Raw genomic sequence first — 14,285 nt, forward strand, 5'->3', positions numbered from 1 at the left:
GAGCGGTTTGGATGAAAGAAATTCAAGACTTTGACAGTATCATGATACAGCTTGCCTCGCCGGAGCAGATACGAGCCTGGTCCTACGGCGAGGTGAAAAAGCCGGAGACGATTAACTACCGAACCCTTCGTCCGGAGAAGGATGGTCTCTTCTGCGAGCGAATTTTCGGGACGACGAAGGAGTGGGAGTGTTACTGCGGTAAGTTTAAATCGATTCGTTACAAGGGTGTTATCTGCGACCGTTGCGGTGTTGAGGTTACCCACTTCAAGGTCAGGCGTGAGCGGATGGGGCATATCGAACTTGCCTCTCCTGTGAGCCACATCTGGTATTATCGCTCTGTTCCCTCTCGCATGGGGCTCCTGCTTGATCTCTCCATTGCTGCTCTTCGTTCGGTGCTCTACTATGAAAAGTATATCGTGATCGAGCCCGGTGATACGGACCTGAAGAAGATGGACCTTCTCACGGAGGAAGAATTTAACGAGGCCCGTGAACGGTTCGGAATGAGTTTTACCGCCGGAATCGGCGCCGAGGCGATTCGCACCCTTCTTGAAGGGCTCGATCTTGATGCCCTTTCGGCCGAGCTTCGTATGAAGATGATCGAGAAAGGGGCAAAAGCGGACAAACGCCTTTTGAAGCGTATCGAAATTGTTGAAAATTTCAGAGACTCTTCCAACAAGCCCGAGTGGATGATCCTCGATGTTATTCCTGTTATTCCACCGGAATTACGGCCCATGGTCCAGTTGGATGGTGGAAGGTTTGCCACCAGCGACCTGAATGACCTCTACCGCAGGGTTATCAACCGAAATAATCGTCTTAAGCGGCTCATGTCGCTTAACGCCCCCGACATCATCATTCGAAACGAAAAACGGATGCTGCAGGAGGCGGTCGACGCCCTTTTTGACAACTCGAAGAAAAAACGGGTGGTGAAGGGTGCAAGTAATCGCCCCCTTAAATCCCTAAGTGATATGCTGAAAGGAAAGCAGGGCCGTTTCCGGCAGAACCTGCTCGGTAAGCGCGTAGACTATTCCGGCCGTTCGGTTATCGTCGTCGGACCAAATCTTCGTCTGCATCAGTGCGGGCTTCCCACCAAGATGGCGTTGGAGCTCTTCAAGCCTTTTATTATGAAGAAATTGGTGGAGCGGGATGTCGTTTATAATATCAAAAAGGCGAAAACCCTCGTGGAGCAGGAGTCTCAGGAGGTCTTTGCCGTTCTCGATGAGGTGGTAAAGGAGCATCCCGTCCTTCTGAACCGTGCGCCGACCCTGCATAGGCTTGGTATTCAGGCCTTTGAACCGGTGCTTGTGGAAGGAAAAGCCTTGAAACTGCATCCCTTGGTCTGTCATGCCTACAATGCCGACTTCGACGGCGATCAGATGGCCATTCACGTTCCTCTGACCCAGGCGGCTCAGATCGAGTGCTGGACCCTGATGCTTAGCAGCAACAACTTGCTGAACCCTGCAAACGGAAGTCCTATTGTTTTCCCGTCTCAGGATATGGTTCTCGGTATTCACTACATGACGAGGATGAAGCCCGGGGATAGGGGCGAAGGGAAGTTTTTCCTTACCTTCGATGAGTTGATGATGGCGGTTGAGGCCCGTTCCGTGGGCTACAATGCCAAGATTAAGCTCAAAGTCGGTGACGAAGTGGTCGAAACCTGTGCCGGCCGTGCCATCTTCAGCGAGGCGATGCCGGAAGAGGTCGGTTTTGTTAATAAGCAGCTTGGCGATAAGGAATTACGCTCCCTTGTCGCAGATACCTTTATGGCGCACGGTGCTGCGGTTGCCGTGAAGATGCTCGATTCGATCAAGGATGTCGGCTTTCGGTATGCCACTGTTTTTGGGGCTACCATCGGTATCGGTGATATCATCATCCCGGAGAAGAAGAAAGGGATGATCGAAGCGGCCAACCAGAAGGTTCTTGAGATCCAGAATCAGTACCTCCAGGGACATATCACCCAGGAAGAGCGCTATAACCGAACCATCGAGGTGTGGAGTAAAACCAACGAGGATCTTACCAACGAGCTGATGAAGGATTTGAAGCAGGATCGAGGCGGTTTTAACCCGGTTCATATGATGGCCGACTCCGGTGCCCGAGGAAGCCGCGCTCAGATCCGTCAGCTTGCGGGAATGCGTGGTTTGATGGCAAAGCCTTCCGGTGACATTATCGAGTTGCCGATCCGCTCCAACTTTAAAGAGGGGCTCTCCATTATTGAGTTCTTTATCTCCACCAATGGTGCCCGAAAGGGGCTTGCCGATACCGCACTCAAGACGGCTGACGCAGGTTATCTGACCCGGCGCCTTGTAGATATTGCTCAGGATGTGGTAACCAACGAGGATGATTGCGGAACCATCAACGGTATCGAGATCAGTGCCCTGAAGGATGGTGAGGAGATTGTTGAATCCCTTGCAGACCGAATCGAGGGGCGTTTTACCCTTGAACGGGTAAAGCATCCCATTACCGGCGAGATTATCATCGACGTAAACGAAGAGATAACCAGTGAAATTGCAAAGAAGATAGAAGAGATCGGGGTCGAAAAGGTTCGTATCCGTACGGTGCTTACCTGTGAGGCCGAACATGGTGTTTGTCGCAAATGTTACGGACGAAACCTTGCAACCGGTCATACCGTCGATATCGGTGAAGCGGTGGGGATCATCGCAGCACAATCGATTGGTCAGCCCGGTACTCAGCTTACCATGCGTACCTTCCATATCGGAGGTGCCGCCACCAAAATGAGTGAGGAAAACAGGACGGCCCTGAGCTACCCCGTTTTGGTGAAAGAGATTCACGGAAATACCGTTACCCTCGATAGCGGGGATGTCCTTTTTACCCGAAAGGGATTTCTTGTCGTTGCAAAGGTAATTAGGGTTCTCGATCTGAAAGATGGTGCGGAGATTGTTATCGCAAATGGGCAGAAACTCTCCGGAGGCGAGGTCCTTGCAAAGCAGGAGGGTGAAGAGCTTCTTGCCAAAGAGGTTGCTTTTGCCTATGTTCCCGAAGAGGGAAAGCGTGTCATCCTTATTGCCCAGGATCAGAAGCTTGATATCCGCAATGGTGCGGAACTTCTTGTGGGGGAAGGCCATATCGTTCCTGCAAATGAGTCGATTGCAACCTTTGACCCCTTTTCCGAACCGATTATTGCCGAGGTCGACGGTAAGGTCCGCTTTGAAGATATCGTTCAGGGAACGACCCTGAAGGAAGAGATAAACGAAGATACCGGTAACATTGAAAAGAAAATTACCGAGTTCTCCTTGGAATCGCTTCAGCCTCGTATCGTCATCGAAGATGGAGAGGGGAAGGATCTCGCGACCTATTATCTGCCGGGTAACTCCTATCTCAACGTCGAAGATGGTGAAACGGTCCGGCAGGGGCGCGCTCTTGCCAAGTTGCTGAAGGAGAGTGTGAAGACCACCGATATCACCGGAGGTCTTCCCCGGGTCGGTGAGCTTTTTGAGGCGCGGCGTCCCAAGAGTGCCGCGGTGCTTGCCCAGATTACCGGTAAGGTCATCTTTAAGAATGTTGTAAAAGGTAAGCGCGTTATCGAGGTAGAGGATGATTATCAGCGCTCCTTCAAGCACCTCGTCCCTATGGGAAAGCACATGCTTGTTCGGGATGGAGACCTTGTTCAAGCCGGGGAGGCGCTGTGCGACGGCGCCACCGATCCCCACGACGTGCTTGATATCCTCGGTGAAAATGCGTTGCAGACCTTTCTTGTCAATGAGGTTCAGGAGGTGTACCGGCTCCAGGGTGTAAACATCAACGATAAGCACATCGGTGTGATTATTCGCCAGATGATGCGTAAGGTTGAGATCGTCCGGGTCGGGGATACCAATTTTATCTATGGTCAGCAGGTTGATAAGTACAAGTTTCACGAGGAAAATCGCAAGGTTATGCGTGAGGGTGGTCAGCCTGCCGTTGCCAGACCCTTGCTGCTTGGTATTACCAGGGCGTCTCTTAATATCGACTCCTTTATTTCGGCGGCAAGTTTTCAGGAGACCACGAAGGTCTTGACAAATGCCGCCATAGCTGGTAGTACTGACAACCTGCGGGGTTTGAAAGAGAATGTCATTATCGGACATCTTATTCCCGCCGGAACCGGCATGAAACATTACCGGAATATCAAACTGTTTGACGAAAACAGTGAGGATCTGGATGCTTCGGTTCAACAGATTCTTGAACAGAGAAGATTGCAAAAAGAGGCCGAGCGCGAGGCTGGTCAGGAAGATGTCGATGATGAGGGTGAGGTGAACGAGCCCGAAGCGATTGATCAGAACAATGCCGATGATGAATAGGTGTTGCCTCCATGCTGGGCTTGGCCCCTTTGCTGATAAAACGATACGTTAAGGGAGTGTATCCAGTAAATGCCGACGATTAACCAACTCGTCCGAAAGGGACGGAAGGAAATTCGAAAGAAGGGAAAGGCACCGGCCCTCGAAGCGTGCCCGCAGAAGAGGGGTGTCTGTACCAGAGTCATGACAGTCACGCCGAAGAAGCCGAATTCTGCTCTTCGGAAGGTTGCGCGTGTGCGGCTCACCAACGGGATCGAAGTTACCGCTTATATTCCGGGAATCGGTCATAATCTTCAGGAACATTCGGTTGTTCTCATCCGAGGCGGTCGTGTAAAGGATCTTCCCGGTGTGCGGTATCACATCGTGCGGGGGGCAAAAGATACTCTTGGCGTTGATGACCGTCGTCAGGGTCGTTCCAAATATGGTGCTAAGCGGCCGAAGGCGTAAGGAGGGGAGAGATGTCCAGACGAAGAGTTGCAAAAGAACGCGATATCCTGCCCGATAGCAGATACGGCAGTAAAACCGTTAGTAAATTTGTTTCCCGGATGATGGTTGATGGAAAAAAGTCTACCGCCACCGGGATTATGTATGACGCTCTCGCCATCATGGCCGAGAAGACCGGCGAAGAGGCGATGACTGTTTTTCAGAAGGCCTTGGAAAACGTCCGGCCTGTGGTTGAGGTCAAGAGTCGAAGAGTCGGCGGTTCAACCTATCAGGTTCCTGTTGAAATTCGGGAAAAGCGTCGTGATGCTTTGGCCATGCGATGGATCATTCAGGCTGCCCGCTCCAGAAGCGGTCGTTCCATGAGTGAGAAGTTGTCTGCCGAAATGCTCGATGCCTTTAACTCCACCGGTACCGCTTTTAAGAAAAAAGAGGATACTCACCGGATGGCCGAGGCCAATAAGGCCTTTTCTCACTACCGTTGGTAGTAAATACAGCCCTATTCTTCTCTTTTTGATCGATAGGGCTGTTGACTAAAAAGGCGTTTGATTGTAAGATCGCCAACACATAGAGAGTTTTGAGCTCTCGCATAATGAAGGCTTGTGTGAGCCAAACCGATCGTCCGCCGAGGGATGATGAGGTGGTTCCAGACGCTGTAGCGAATCAAGCAGCCACGTCGGACGGCTGGATCGACCGTTTCGACCTCTGGAATCCTTCCTTAATTGAACTCATCTTTTTAAACATTCGGGTTTCCCGAACGATCGGTCTCATGTGTGGCTTCCATTTATTTAGGAGCTATATAATTAAATTTTATTGTGTGTGGAGAAACACAAGGAGGAACGGATGGCTAAGGCAAAATTTGAGAGAACAAAGCCACATATTAACGTTGGTACCATTGGTCATGTCGATCATGGAAAGACAACTTTGACTGCGGCTATCTCAATGTACTGCGCCAAGCAGACCGGTGACAAGGTTATGAGCTATGAAGATATCGACAATGCTCCCGAAGAGAAGCAGCGAGGTATCACCATCAATACCCGTCACATCGAATACCAGACTGAGAAACGTCACTATGCTCACGTGGACTGCCCGGGACACGCCGACTATATCAAGAATATGATTACCGGTGCTGCTCAGATGGACGGTGCTGTCATCGTTGTTGCGGCCACCGACGGAGCAATGGCTCAGACCAAAGAGCATATCCTTCTTGCTCGTCAGGTTGGTGTACCTGCTTTGATCGTTTTTATCAACAAATGCGATCAGGTTGATGATCCCGATTTGATTGAGTTGGTAGAGGAAGAGATGCGCGATCTCCTCAAGGAGTATGAATTCCCCGGTGATGAAACTCCGATCATCAAGGGCTCTGCTTTCGAGGCGATGAGTCATATCGATGATCCCGAGAAGACCAAGTGCATTGCCGATCTTCTCGATGCTATGGATAGCTATTTTCCGCTTCCCGATCGTGCCGTTGATCTTGATTTCCTGATGCCGATTGAGGATATCTTTTCCATTCAGGGACGTGGTACCGTTGTTACCGGCCGTGTGGAACGTGGAGTTATTCATGTAGGTGATGAAATCGAAATCGTCGGAATCAAAGATACGAAAAAGACCACCTGTACCGGTGTTGAGATGTTTAATAAGCTTCTTGATGAAGGACAGGCCGGTGATAATATCGGCGCTCTTCTTCGTGGTGTTGATAAAAAGGATGTTGTTCGCGGACAGGTTCTTGCAAAACCGGGAACAATTACTCCCCACAAGAAGTTTAAGGGTGCTATGTATGTGCTGAGTAAAGAAGAGGGCGGTCGTCACTCGCCTTTCTTTAGCGGCTACCGGCCTCAGTTTTACTTCCGGACCACCGATATTACCGGAACGGTAAATCTGCCCGCCGATAAGCAGATGGTTATGCCCGGAGATAACGCCGAGCTTGAGATTGAACTTATTCACCCGATTGCCATGGAAAAAGGTCTTCGCTTCGCTATCCGCGAAGGTGGTAGAACTGTTGCAAGTGGCCAGGTGACCGAGATTATCGAATAACGGATTTTCGGGCCCCGCGATGCCGGAAGGAGTTCGCGGGGCCGGTTTTTCGGGAGGAAGAATGGCCAAGGACAGAATCCGCGTGCGGCTGAGAGGTTTTGATGTTGAGCTGATTGATCAGAGCTCACGGGCAATTGTACAAACCGTTGCCAAGGCTGGTGCCAAGGTTGCCGGGCCCGTACCGCTGCCGACCAGAATTAACAAGTTTACTGTTTTGAGGTCGCCGCATGTGAACAAGAAGTCGCGGGAACAGTTCGAAATGAGGACTCACAAGCGACTTATAGATATTCTTGATCCTACATCGAAAGTGATGGATGCCCTAATGAAGCTTGAGCTTCCTGCTGGTGTTGATGTAGAGATTAAGCAGTAAGGGTACGAAGAAATCTACAGTCGAGGTATGACATGTTAGGGCTGATCGGCAAGAAAGTCGGAATGACGCAAATATTTGACGAACGTGGGGTTTTGACTCCCGTTACCGTCATCAAGATAGAAGATAACGTTGTTATCGATAAGCGGGACGAAGAGAAGAACGGATACACCGCCTCGGTTATCGGTGCTGAAGATTTGAAGAGTAAACATGTTACGAAACCGTACGGCGGTCAGTTCCCCGAGAATGTTCATCCCAAAAGGTACCTCGTTGAGATGCGGGACTTTGAGGCTGAGAGCTCGGTAGGGGAGACCCTCGGAGTCGGAATTTTCAAAGAGATATCTTTTGTGGATGTTGTAGGCACCTCCAAGGGTAAGGGTTACCAGGGTGCCATGAAGCGGCATGGTTTCAAAGGAGGTAGGGCAACCCACGGTTCCAAGTTTCACAGAGGACTTGGTGGTACCGGAATGGCTGCTACCCCTTCGAAGGTTTTGAAAGGGGCGAAGATGCCCGGCCGCATGGGTGCTGCAAGGACGACGGTTCAGAATCTGCGTGTTATCAAAGTGGATGAGGAAAAGCAGGTTCTTATGGTGAAGGGAGCTATTCCCGGTCCGTGCCAGAGTATGGTTATCGTACAAAAAGCGAAGAAGAAATAGAGGCGAACTATGGATGCTAAGGTCTTTTCAATAAAAGGCGAGGAAGTTCGTACCATTGCACTTAATGATTCGGTCTTCGGACGCGAAGTGAGCGAGGGCGCCATTTACTATGCGGTGAACAGCGAACTTGCAAACCGTCGGGTCGGAACGGCTTGTACGAAGACACGGGCCGAAGTGAAAGGGAGCAATTCCAAGCCCTGGCGACAGAAGGGAACCGGACATGCCAGAAGTGGGGATAAAAAGTCTCCCGTATGGGTTGGCGGTGGTACGATTTTCGGACCGAAGCCGAGAGATTATGGTTTTCGGTTGCCGAAAAAGATGAAGCGGTTGGCAATGAAATCCGTTTTATCACTGAAGGCGAAAGAGGATGCCATCAAGGTGGTAGAGGATTTTACCGTTGAAAGCGGTAAGACGAAAGATCTGGTCGGAATTCTTAAGGCATTGGTTCCTGAGAAGCGAACCGTTGTTGTGTTGAAAGATGACGACGCCATGATTAGGCGGGCCGGAAAGAATATTCCGTGGGTAAGAATGCTCAGTTACAATCGGATGAGTGTCCGTGAGCTTTTTTACGGGAAGAATATTGTGCTTCTTGAGACTGCCGCCGGCAGCCTGAACGACTTCTATGGCGATAAGGCGTAAGGGGGATCAGGTGAGAGCGGATCAGATCATTATAGAGCCGGTACTAACGGAAAAATCGAACAGTATGCGGGAAAACGATAAGAAGAAGTATATTTTTCGTGTCGACCCGAAAGCAAATAAGGTACAGGTAATGTACGCCGTTGAGGAACTGTTCAAGGTACGCCCCGTTAAATGTAATATGGTGAGCGTAAAGGCAAAGCCGAAGACGACCCGTACAAAAGCGGGTATGAGAAAGGGCTCGACGACCGGCTGGAAAAAGGCCATCGTCACCCTCGCTGCCGGCGACAAGATCGAACAGATCGAAGGCGTCTAAGGAGAGGGGGAGAACGTGGCACTTAAGACGTATAAACCAAGAACGCCGAGCCTCCGTTATACGACAAGTCTTTCATTTGAGGGGCTTTCCGACGGACCCGGTGAGAAAAAACTTACAAAGGGTATACCTTTTAAGGCTGGGCGTGGTGCCGGTGGACGCATAAGCGTTCGGCGCCGTGGCGGCCGCCATAAAAGGCTTTACAGAACCATAGATTTTCGCAGGGACAAGTTTGATGTTCCCGGAACGGTGAAGGCGATCGAATACGATCCCAATCGTTCTGCGAATATTGCCCTTGTCTACTATACCGATGGAGAAAAACGGTACATTCTTGCGCCTAAGGGATTGCAGGTCGGCGATTCCGTACAGAGTGGGGCTAAGTCTCCTCTCCAGATCGGAAATGCGCTTCCTCTTGAAAATATTCCCCTTGGTATGCCTGTTCATAACATCGAGCTGCAGAAGGGGCGCGGCGGACAGATGGTTCGTGCCGCCGGGGTCAGCGCATCTGTCCTTGCTAAAGAGGGTGATTACGTTACCGTAAAACTTCCCTCCGGTGAAATGAGGATGGTGTTCGGCAAATGTTTTGCCACCATCGGGATAGTTGGAAATGAAGACCACATGAATGTTGCCGTCGGAAAGGCTGGGCGTTCACGATGGATGGGGCATCGGCCGAAGGTTCGGGGTGTTGTTATGAACCCTGTTGATCACCCGCATGGCGGTGGTGAAGGAAAAACCTCCGGTGGACGTCATCCTGTTTCTCCCTGGGGTGTTCCTACCAAGGGCTATAAGACCAGGAAGAAGAGCAAGTCTTCGAGCAAGTTTATCGTCAAAAGACGGAAGTAGGAGTTGATACGTGTCCAGATCGATTAAAAAGGGACCCTTCATTGAGAAGAAGCTGTATAAACGGATCGTCGAAGCCGGTAAGGCCGGGGATAAGAAGATGATCAAGACCTACTCCCGCTGTTCGACGATTATTCCGGAGATGGTTGGTTTCACCATTTCGGTTTACAACGGGAAGACATGGGTCCCCGTTTATGTGACCGAGAATTTGGTGGGTCACAAGCTTGGCGAATTTGCGCCGACGCGTTTTTTTCGGGGTCATGCAGGTTCCGACAAAAAGGCGAGTAAGAGATAGGTGAAGTGATGGAAGGGAAGAAAGGATATCAGGCACATGCCAAGCATCTGATGATTTCTCCGAAGAAGCTTCGGCCGATTGCCGACAATGTACGGCGCAAGCCTTATGTTCAGGCTGTCGCCATTCTTGAAAGCATGCCCAATAAGGGTGCGACATACCTTCGCAAGGTGATTATGTCCGCAGCAGCCAACGCGCTTTCGCAGAATAAAAAGCTTGATGAAGAGATGCTGTATGTGAAAGAGCTTCAGGTGAATGAGGGCCCCCGTTATAAGCGGGTATGGCCGAGGAGCCGGGGGCGTCGGGATATTTTGCTGAAACGACTCAGCCATATTTCGGTCGTTGTCGACGAAATCGCGAACATGGGGGAGTAGATGGGTCAGAAAGTTAATCCGGTAGGAATGCGTCTTGGCATCAACAAGACCTGGAAGTCAAAGTGGTACGTCGATCCCCGGGAATATGCGGATACGCTTCATGAAGACCTTGCGCTGAGAAAGGAACTGGAAAGCTGTCCTGAAACGCAGGGAGCCGATATTTCCGATATTGAGATTATTCGTCATCCCCAGAGGATTACCATCGTTGTGAAAACCAGTCGTCCCGGTATTATTATCGGTGCGAAGGGTAGCAATATCGAGAAGATCGGTGCTCGGCTTCAGAAAATTGCCAAGAAGAAGATTCAGATCAAGATAAAGGAAGTAAAGCGACCCGAGGCGGATGCTCAGATTATTGCTGAAAATATCGCCAGGCAGTTGAAAATGCGGGGAGCTTTCAGAAGAACACTGAAGATGGCGGTGAGTAAGGCCATGCAGTCCGGTGTTCAGGGTGTTAAGGTCCGGATCTCCGGACGGCTTGGCGGTGCTGAAATGAGCCGTGTCGCTTGGCATCATGAGGGACGGGTTCCTCTTCACACGTTGCGTGCCGATATCGATTATGGCTTTGCCGAATCCAGGACAACCTTCGGAGTTATCGGCGTAAAGGTGTGGACCTTCAACGGCGAGGTATACCAGAAAGATCAGAAAGAAGATGCCGGACTGCTTGTGCGGAAAAAGCGTGAGAAGACCGGTGCGAGGAGATAGCGAGCTATGCTGAGTCCGAAGAGAACCAAATATAGAAAACGGCAGCGTGGGAAGACCGACGGCGTGGCCCGTCGCGGTACTCATGTTGCCTTCGGTGATTTCGGTCTGGTCGCTCTCGAGCCCAAATGGATTACCAACCGACAGATTGAGGCGGCTCGTATCGCGATGACTAGACACGTTAAGCGTGGCGGTAAAGTGTGGATCCGGATCTTTCCGGATATGCCCTATACCAAGAAGCCTGCTGAAACCAGGCAGGGTAAAGGAAAAGGTAACCCCGAGGGTTGGGTTGCAGTGGTGAAGAAGGGAGCTGTCATGTTTGAGATGGCTGGCGTCAGCGAAGAGTTGGCACGATCCGCTATGGCTTTAGCTGGTAGTAAACTCCCGATTAAAACCAAATTTATTGTTAGACGGGATCTGGAGTAGCGTATGAAAGATTCATTCAAGGACCTTACCTATCAGGAGTTGGTAGAGAAGCGAGAAGAGCTGCGGAAGAAGTACCTCGATTTGCGGGTGAATAAGGTCATCGGTCACATGGAAAATCGCCTTGAAATCCGGACGGTACGGCGGAGGCTTGCCAGTCTGAATGGGATTATCCATGAGTACGCTCTCGGAATTCGGAAGGAATCTTAGTGGTGAAAGAGAGGCCTGCGGATATGAATAGCCATAAAAAGAGTTATACCGGAATGGTTGTCAGCGATAAGATGGATAAAACCATCGTCGTTGCGGTAAAAGAGCGTACCCTGCACAGGCTCTACAAGAAGTACGTGAACAAGACCAAGAAGCTGAAGGCTCACGATGAGCGCAATGAGGCTGGAGTCGGTGATTTGGTACGTGTTGTAGAGTGTCGCCCCATCAGCAAGGATAAGTGCTGGCGGCTGACCGAGATTGTTGAACGCGCAAAGTAAGACGTGAGGGAGGATGTGCAGTTATGATTCAGATGCAGACAAACCTGACCGTTGCCGACAACAGCGGGGCTAAACGCGTACAATGTATCAAGGTCCTCGGCGGTTCCAAGCGGAAGACTGCCGGCGTTGGCGACATTATTGTGGTAGCGGTGAAAGATGCCCTGCCGAATGGAAATATTAAGAAAGGCGATGTGCAGAAAGCGGTCATTGTTCGGACCAAGAAGGAGTACCGTCGACCGGACGGAACCTATATCAGGTTTGACGATAACGCGTGTGTCATTATCGATGCTAACCTTAATCCTAGGGGCAAGCGTATTTTTGGGCCGGTGGCCCGTGAGCTTCGTGAATATGGGTTCATGAAGATTGTCTCTCTCGCCCCTGAGGTCCTTTAGGAGGTTGGTGATGAGTGTTATGAAAACAAAGCTGAAACGGGACGATACGGTAAAGGTTTTGACCGGAAAGGAAAAGGGAAAGACCGGTAAGATTCTCCGTATCGATCACGCAAAAAACCGGGCCATCGTACAGGGGCTCAACATGGTGAAAAAAGCGGTTCGTCCGAAGAGCCAGCAGGATAAGGGCGGCATCATTGAGGTTGAAGCCCCCATTGAACTTTCCAATCTTGCCTTTGTGGGTAAGGGTGGACAGACAACCCGGCTTGGTTATCGGTTTGAGGGCGGAAAAAAGGTCCGCTACGCGAAGAAAAGTGGGGATGCGGTCTGATGGAACAGTACGTACCTAGATTAAAGACGCTGTACGGCGAAAAGATTGCTGGCGAACTGATGGAAGAGTTCGCTTATACATCTCGGCAACAGATCCCCGGAATTACCAAGGTTTCGGTAAGTATGGGAGTCGGAGAGGCTTTGAATAATAAAAAGCTTCTCGAATCTGCCGTAAAAGAGCTCGAACAGATAACCGGGCAGCATGCCGTAAAGACAAAGGCTCGAAAGTCTATTTCGAATTTTAAGCTGCGGCAGGGAAATGAGATCGGTGCGAAAGTAACACTTCGCGGCGCTATGATGTGGGAGTTTCTCGATAGACTCATGAATGTGGCTCTCCCTCGTGTTAAGGACTTTCGTGGAGTCAATCCCAATGCCTTCGACGGACACGGGAACTACTCCTTGGGTATCCAGGAGCAGATCATTTTCCCCGAGATCGACTACGACAAGATCGAGCAGGTGAGTGGATTGAATGTAGCCATCGTTACGACGGCGAATACCGATGGGGAAGCCAGAGAGTTGTTAAAGAAACTTGGCATGCCCTTCAGGAAGAAATAGGGGAGCGAGATAATGGCCAAGAAGTCAATGATTATCAAGGCGCGGCGCAAACCGAAGTATATGACCCGAAAGGTCAATCGTTGCCGAATTTGCGGGCGTCCTCGTGGATACATGCGGAAGTTTCAGATGTGCAGAGTGTGCTTTCGGAAACTGGCGAGCGAGGGAAAAATCCCCGGCGTTACGAAATCGAGCTGGTAGGAGAGGATAATGGCTATATCGGATCCAGTAGCTGATATGCTGACCAAAATTCGAAATGCCAGCAGAGCTGGGCATGAAAAGGTGGATATTCCCACATCAAAGCAAAAACTTGAAGTGGTAAAGATCCTCAAGAATGAGGGGTATATCAAGAACTTTAAAAAGACCAATGTTGATGGTGTGAATAATATCAGGGTGTTCCTGAAATATACCGAAGAGGATAAACCGGTCATTCACGGAATCGAAAAGATATCCAAACCGGGGCGGCGGGTATATTCCGGATATCGTGATATGCCCAGAATTTTTAACGGGCACGGCATCATGATTGTATCGACTTCTGTCGGTGTTATCACCGGAAAGAAGGCAGCGGAACAGAAGGTGGGCGGAGAGCTCATCTGCTCCGTGTGGTAAGAGGGGGACTGTCGTATGTCTAGAATAGGTAAGCTTCCCGTCGAGATACCGCAGGGGGTTAGTGTTACTATCACCGACGGCTTTGTGACGGTTAAGGGACCTAAGGGAGAACTGAAACAGGACGTTCAGCCTGTGATTACCGTTGCTGTCGAAGGAAATCTCTTGACTGTTGATCGGAAGGATGATTCCAAGATGGCGCGTTCCTTTCATGGCCTGTATCGTCAGTTGATTCAGAATATGGTAACTGGCGTAACGAAAGGTTTTGAACGCTCTCTCGTGATCAACGGGGTCGGTTATCGAGCCGAAGTGAAAGGTAATACACTGCTCCTTAACCTTGGATACTCCACTCAGATTGAGTATGAGCTGGAAGAGGGGCTTTCTGTGGCTGTCGATGCGCAGAATAAGATTACCGTCAGTGGAATAAGCAAAGAGAGAGTAGGTCAGGCTTGTGCTGAGATTCGCTCTATCAGACCTCCTGAACCCTATAAGGGAAAGGGTGTCAAGTATGAGGAAGAACATATCCGACGTAAGATCGGTAAGTCTGGTGTGAAGTAGGTGC

General features: G+C 50.4%; 21 protein-coding genes. All 21 read left to right on the forward strand.

Annotated features, from left to right (window positions below; genetic code table 11):
- Positions 1-11: 11 nt before the first annotated feature.
- Positions 12-4,289: a DNA-directed RNA polymerase subunit beta' gene (gene rpoC, locus SPIRS_RS04810; protein WP_013253548.1), complete on the forward strand. Its 4,278-nt coding sequence runs from the start codon at positions 12-14 to the stop codon at positions 4,287-4,289.
- Between the two features lie 69 nt (positions 4,290-4,358).
- Positions 4,359-4,733 (forward strand): 30S ribosomal protein S12, encoded by a 375-nt coding sequence (rpsL, locus tag SPIRS_RS04815; protein ID WP_013253549.1) that lies wholly within the window; start codon positions 4,359-4,361, stop codon positions 4,731-4,733.
- Positions 4,734-4,744: 11 nt separating this feature from the next.
- The gene (gene rpsG, locus SPIRS_RS04820; protein ID WP_013253550.1) at positions 4,745-5,215 is read left to right on the forward strand and encodes a 30S ribosomal protein S7; all 471 of its coding nucleotides are present in this window, start codon (positions 4,745-4,747) and stop codon (positions 5,213-5,215) included.
- A gap of 355 nt (positions 5,216-5,570) precedes the next feature.
- Complete coding sequence (gene tuf, locus SPIRS_RS04825) at positions 5,571-6,761, forward strand: elongation factor Tu (protein WP_013253551.1); 1,191 nt, start codon at positions 5,571-5,573, stop codon at positions 6,759-6,761.
- Between the two features lie 61 nt (positions 6,762-6,822).
- Positions 6,823-7,131, forward strand: coding sequence for a 30S ribosomal protein S10 (gene rpsJ / locus SPIRS_RS04830; protein ID WP_013253552.1), 309 nt, complete (start codon positions 6,823-6,825; stop codon positions 7,129-7,131).
- A 32-nt stretch (positions 7,132-7,163) separates the two neighbouring features.
- Positions 7,164-7,784 (forward strand): 50S ribosomal protein L3, encoded by a 621-nt coding sequence (gene rplC / locus SPIRS_RS04835; RefSeq protein ID WP_013253553.1) that lies wholly within the window; start codon positions 7,164-7,166, stop codon positions 7,782-7,784.
- A 9-nt stretch (positions 7,785-7,793) separates the two neighbouring features.
- Positions 7,794-8,423, forward strand: coding sequence for a 50S ribosomal protein L4 (gene rplD / locus SPIRS_RS04840; RefSeq protein WP_013253554.1), 630 nt, complete (start codon positions 7,794-7,796; stop codon positions 8,421-8,423).
- A 10-nt stretch (positions 8,424-8,433) separates the two neighbouring features.
- Positions 8,434-8,736, forward strand: coding sequence for a 50S ribosomal protein L23 (rplW, locus tag SPIRS_RS04845; RefSeq protein ID WP_013253555.1), 303 nt, complete (start codon positions 8,434-8,436; stop codon positions 8,734-8,736).
- Positions 8,737-8,751: 15 nt separating this feature from the next.
- Positions 8,752-9,576, forward strand: coding sequence for a 50S ribosomal protein L2 (gene rplB, locus SPIRS_RS04850; protein ID WP_013253556.1), 825 nt, complete (start codon positions 8,752-8,754; stop codon positions 9,574-9,576).
- 10 nt (positions 9,577-9,586) lie between these two features.
- Positions 9,587-9,868, forward strand: a complete 282-nt coding sequence (gene rpsS / locus SPIRS_RS04855; RefSeq protein ID WP_013253557.1) for a 30S ribosomal protein S19 — start codon at positions 9,587-9,589, stop codon at positions 9,866-9,868.
- 8 nt (positions 9,869-9,876) lie between these two features.
- Positions 9,877-10,239, forward strand: coding sequence for a 50S ribosomal protein L22 (gene rplV / locus SPIRS_RS04860; RefSeq protein WP_013253558.1), 363 nt, complete (start codon positions 9,877-9,879; stop codon positions 10,237-10,239).
- A complete protein-coding gene (gene rpsC, locus SPIRS_RS04865) occupies positions 10,240-10,941 on the forward strand; it encodes a 30S ribosomal protein S3 (protein WP_013253559.1) in 702 nt (233 codons plus the stop codon).
- A 6-nt stretch (positions 10,942-10,947) separates the two neighbouring features.
- The gene (rplP, locus tag SPIRS_RS04870) at positions 10,948-11,364 is read left to right on the forward strand and encodes a 50S ribosomal protein L16 (protein WP_013253560.1); all 417 of its coding nucleotides are present in this window, start codon (positions 10,948-10,950) and stop codon (positions 11,362-11,364) included.
- Positions 11,365-11,367: 3 nt separating this feature from the next.
- Positions 11,368-11,571 (forward strand): 50S ribosomal protein L29, encoded by a 204-nt coding sequence (rpmC, locus tag SPIRS_RS04875; RefSeq protein WP_013253561.1) that lies wholly within the window; start codon positions 11,368-11,370, stop codon positions 11,569-11,571.
- Positions 11,572-11,594: 23 nt separating this feature from the next.
- Positions 11,595-11,846 (forward strand): 30S ribosomal protein S17, encoded by a 252-nt coding sequence (gene rpsQ, locus SPIRS_RS04880; protein ID WP_013253562.1) that lies wholly within the window; start codon positions 11,595-11,597, stop codon positions 11,844-11,846.
- Positions 11,847-11,869: 23 nt separating this feature from the next.
- A complete protein-coding gene (gene rplN, locus SPIRS_RS04885; protein ID WP_013253563.1) occupies positions 11,870-12,238 on the forward strand; it encodes a 50S ribosomal protein L14 in 369 nt (122 codons plus the stop codon).
- Positions 12,239-12,248: 10 nt separating this feature from the next.
- The gene (gene rplX / locus SPIRS_RS04890) at positions 12,249-12,566 is read left to right on the forward strand and encodes a 50S ribosomal protein L24 (protein ID WP_013253564.1); all 318 of its coding nucleotides are present in this window, start codon (positions 12,249-12,251) and stop codon (positions 12,564-12,566) included.
- On the forward strand, positions 12,566-13,120 hold the full coding sequence (gene rplE, locus SPIRS_RS04895) for a 50S ribosomal protein L5 (protein ID WP_013253565.1): 555 nt from the start codon (positions 12,566-12,568) through the stop codon (positions 13,118-13,120). The genes rplX and rplE overlap by 1 nt, the downstream gene beginning before the upstream one ends.
- Before the next feature lie 12 nt (positions 13,121-13,132).
- Positions 13,133-13,318: a type Z 30S ribosomal protein S14 gene (locus tag SPIRS_RS22090; RefSeq protein ID WP_013253566.1), complete on the forward strand. Its 186-nt coding sequence runs from the start codon at positions 13,133-13,135 to the stop codon at positions 13,316-13,318.
- A 9-nt stretch (positions 13,319-13,327) separates the two neighbouring features.
- Positions 13,328-13,726, forward strand: a complete 399-nt coding sequence (rpsH, locus tag SPIRS_RS04900) for a 30S ribosomal protein S8 (RefSeq protein ID WP_013253567.1) — start codon at positions 13,328-13,330, stop codon at positions 13,724-13,726.
- A 15-nt stretch (positions 13,727-13,741) separates the two neighbouring features.
- Positions 13,742-14,281, forward strand: a complete 540-nt coding sequence (gene rplF, locus SPIRS_RS04905; protein ID WP_013253568.1) for a 50S ribosomal protein L6 — start codon at positions 13,742-13,744, stop codon at positions 14,279-14,281.
- Positions 14,282-14,285 lie beyond the last annotated feature (4 nt).

It is taken from the genome of Sediminispirochaeta smaragdinae DSM 11293 (genome assembly GCF_000143985.1).
Lineage (GTDB): Bacteria > Spirochaetota > Spirochaetia > DSM-16054 > Sediminispirochaetaceae > Sediminispirochaeta > Sediminispirochaeta smaragdinae.

Bases quoted from the DNA above. Each gene is read 5' to 3' on its own strand.
- rpoC (WP_013253548.1), top strand. From the start codon at position 12: ATGAAAGAAATTCAAGACTTTGACAGTATCATGATACAGCTTGCCTCG.
- rpsL (WP_013253549.1), top strand. From the start codon at position 4,359: ATGCCGACGATTAACCAACTCGTCCGAAAGGGACGGAAGGAAATTCGA.
- rpsG (WP_013253550.1), top strand. From the start codon at position 4,745: ATGTCCAGACGAAGAGTTGCAAAAGAACGCGATATCCTGCCCGATAGC.
- tuf (WP_013253551.1), top strand. From the start codon at position 5,571: ATGGCTAAGGCAAAATTTGAGAGAACAAAGCCACATATTAACGTTGGT.
- rpsJ (WP_013253552.1), top strand. From the start codon at position 6,823: ATGGCCAAGGACAGAATCCGCGTGCGGCTGAGAGGTTTTGATGTTGAG.
- rplC (WP_013253553.1), top strand. From the start codon at position 7,164: ATGTTAGGGCTGATCGGCAAGAAAGTCGGAATGACGCAAATATTTGAC.
- rplD (WP_013253554.1), top strand. From the start codon at position 7,794: ATGGATGCTAAGGTCTTTTCAATAAAAGGCGAGGAAGTTCGTACCATT.
- rplV (WP_013253558.1), top strand. From the start codon at position 9,877: ATGGAAGGGAAGAAAGGATATCAGGCACATGCCAAGCATCTGATGATT.
- rpsC (WP_013253559.1), top strand. From the start codon at position 10,240: ATGGGTCAGAAAGTTAATCCGGTAGGAATGCGTCTTGGCATCAACAAG.
- rplP (WP_013253560.1), top strand. From the start codon at position 10,948: ATGCTGAGTCCGAAGAGAACCAAATATAGAAAACGGCAGCGTGGGAAG.
- rpmC (WP_013253561.1), top strand. From the start codon at position 11,368: ATGAAAGATTCATTCAAGGACCTTACCTATCAGGAGTTGGTAGAGAAG.
- rpsQ (WP_013253562.1), top strand. From the start codon at position 11,595: ATGAATAGCCATAAAAAGAGTTATACCGGAATGGTTGTCAGCGATAAG.
- rplN (WP_013253563.1), top strand. From the start codon at position 11,870: ATGATTCAGATGCAGACAAACCTGACCGTTGCCGACAACAGCGGGGCT.
- rplX (WP_013253564.1), top strand. From the start codon at position 12,249: ATGAGTGTTATGAAAACAAAGCTGAAACGGGACGATACGGTAAAGGTT.
- rplE (WP_013253565.1), top strand. From the start codon at position 12,566: ATGGAACAGTACGTACCTAGATTAAAGACGCTGTACGGCGAAAAGATT.
- SPIRS_RS22090 (WP_013253566.1), top strand. From the start codon at position 13,133: ATGGCCAAGAAGTCAATGATTATCAAGGCGCGGCGCAAACCGAAGTAT.
- rpsH (WP_013253567.1), top strand. From the start codon at position 13,328: ATGGCTATATCGGATCCAGTAGCTGATATGCTGACCAAAATTCGAAAT.
- rplF (WP_013253568.1), top strand. From the start codon at position 13,742: ATGTCTAGAATAGGTAAGCTTCCCGTCGAGATACCGCAGGGGGTTAGT.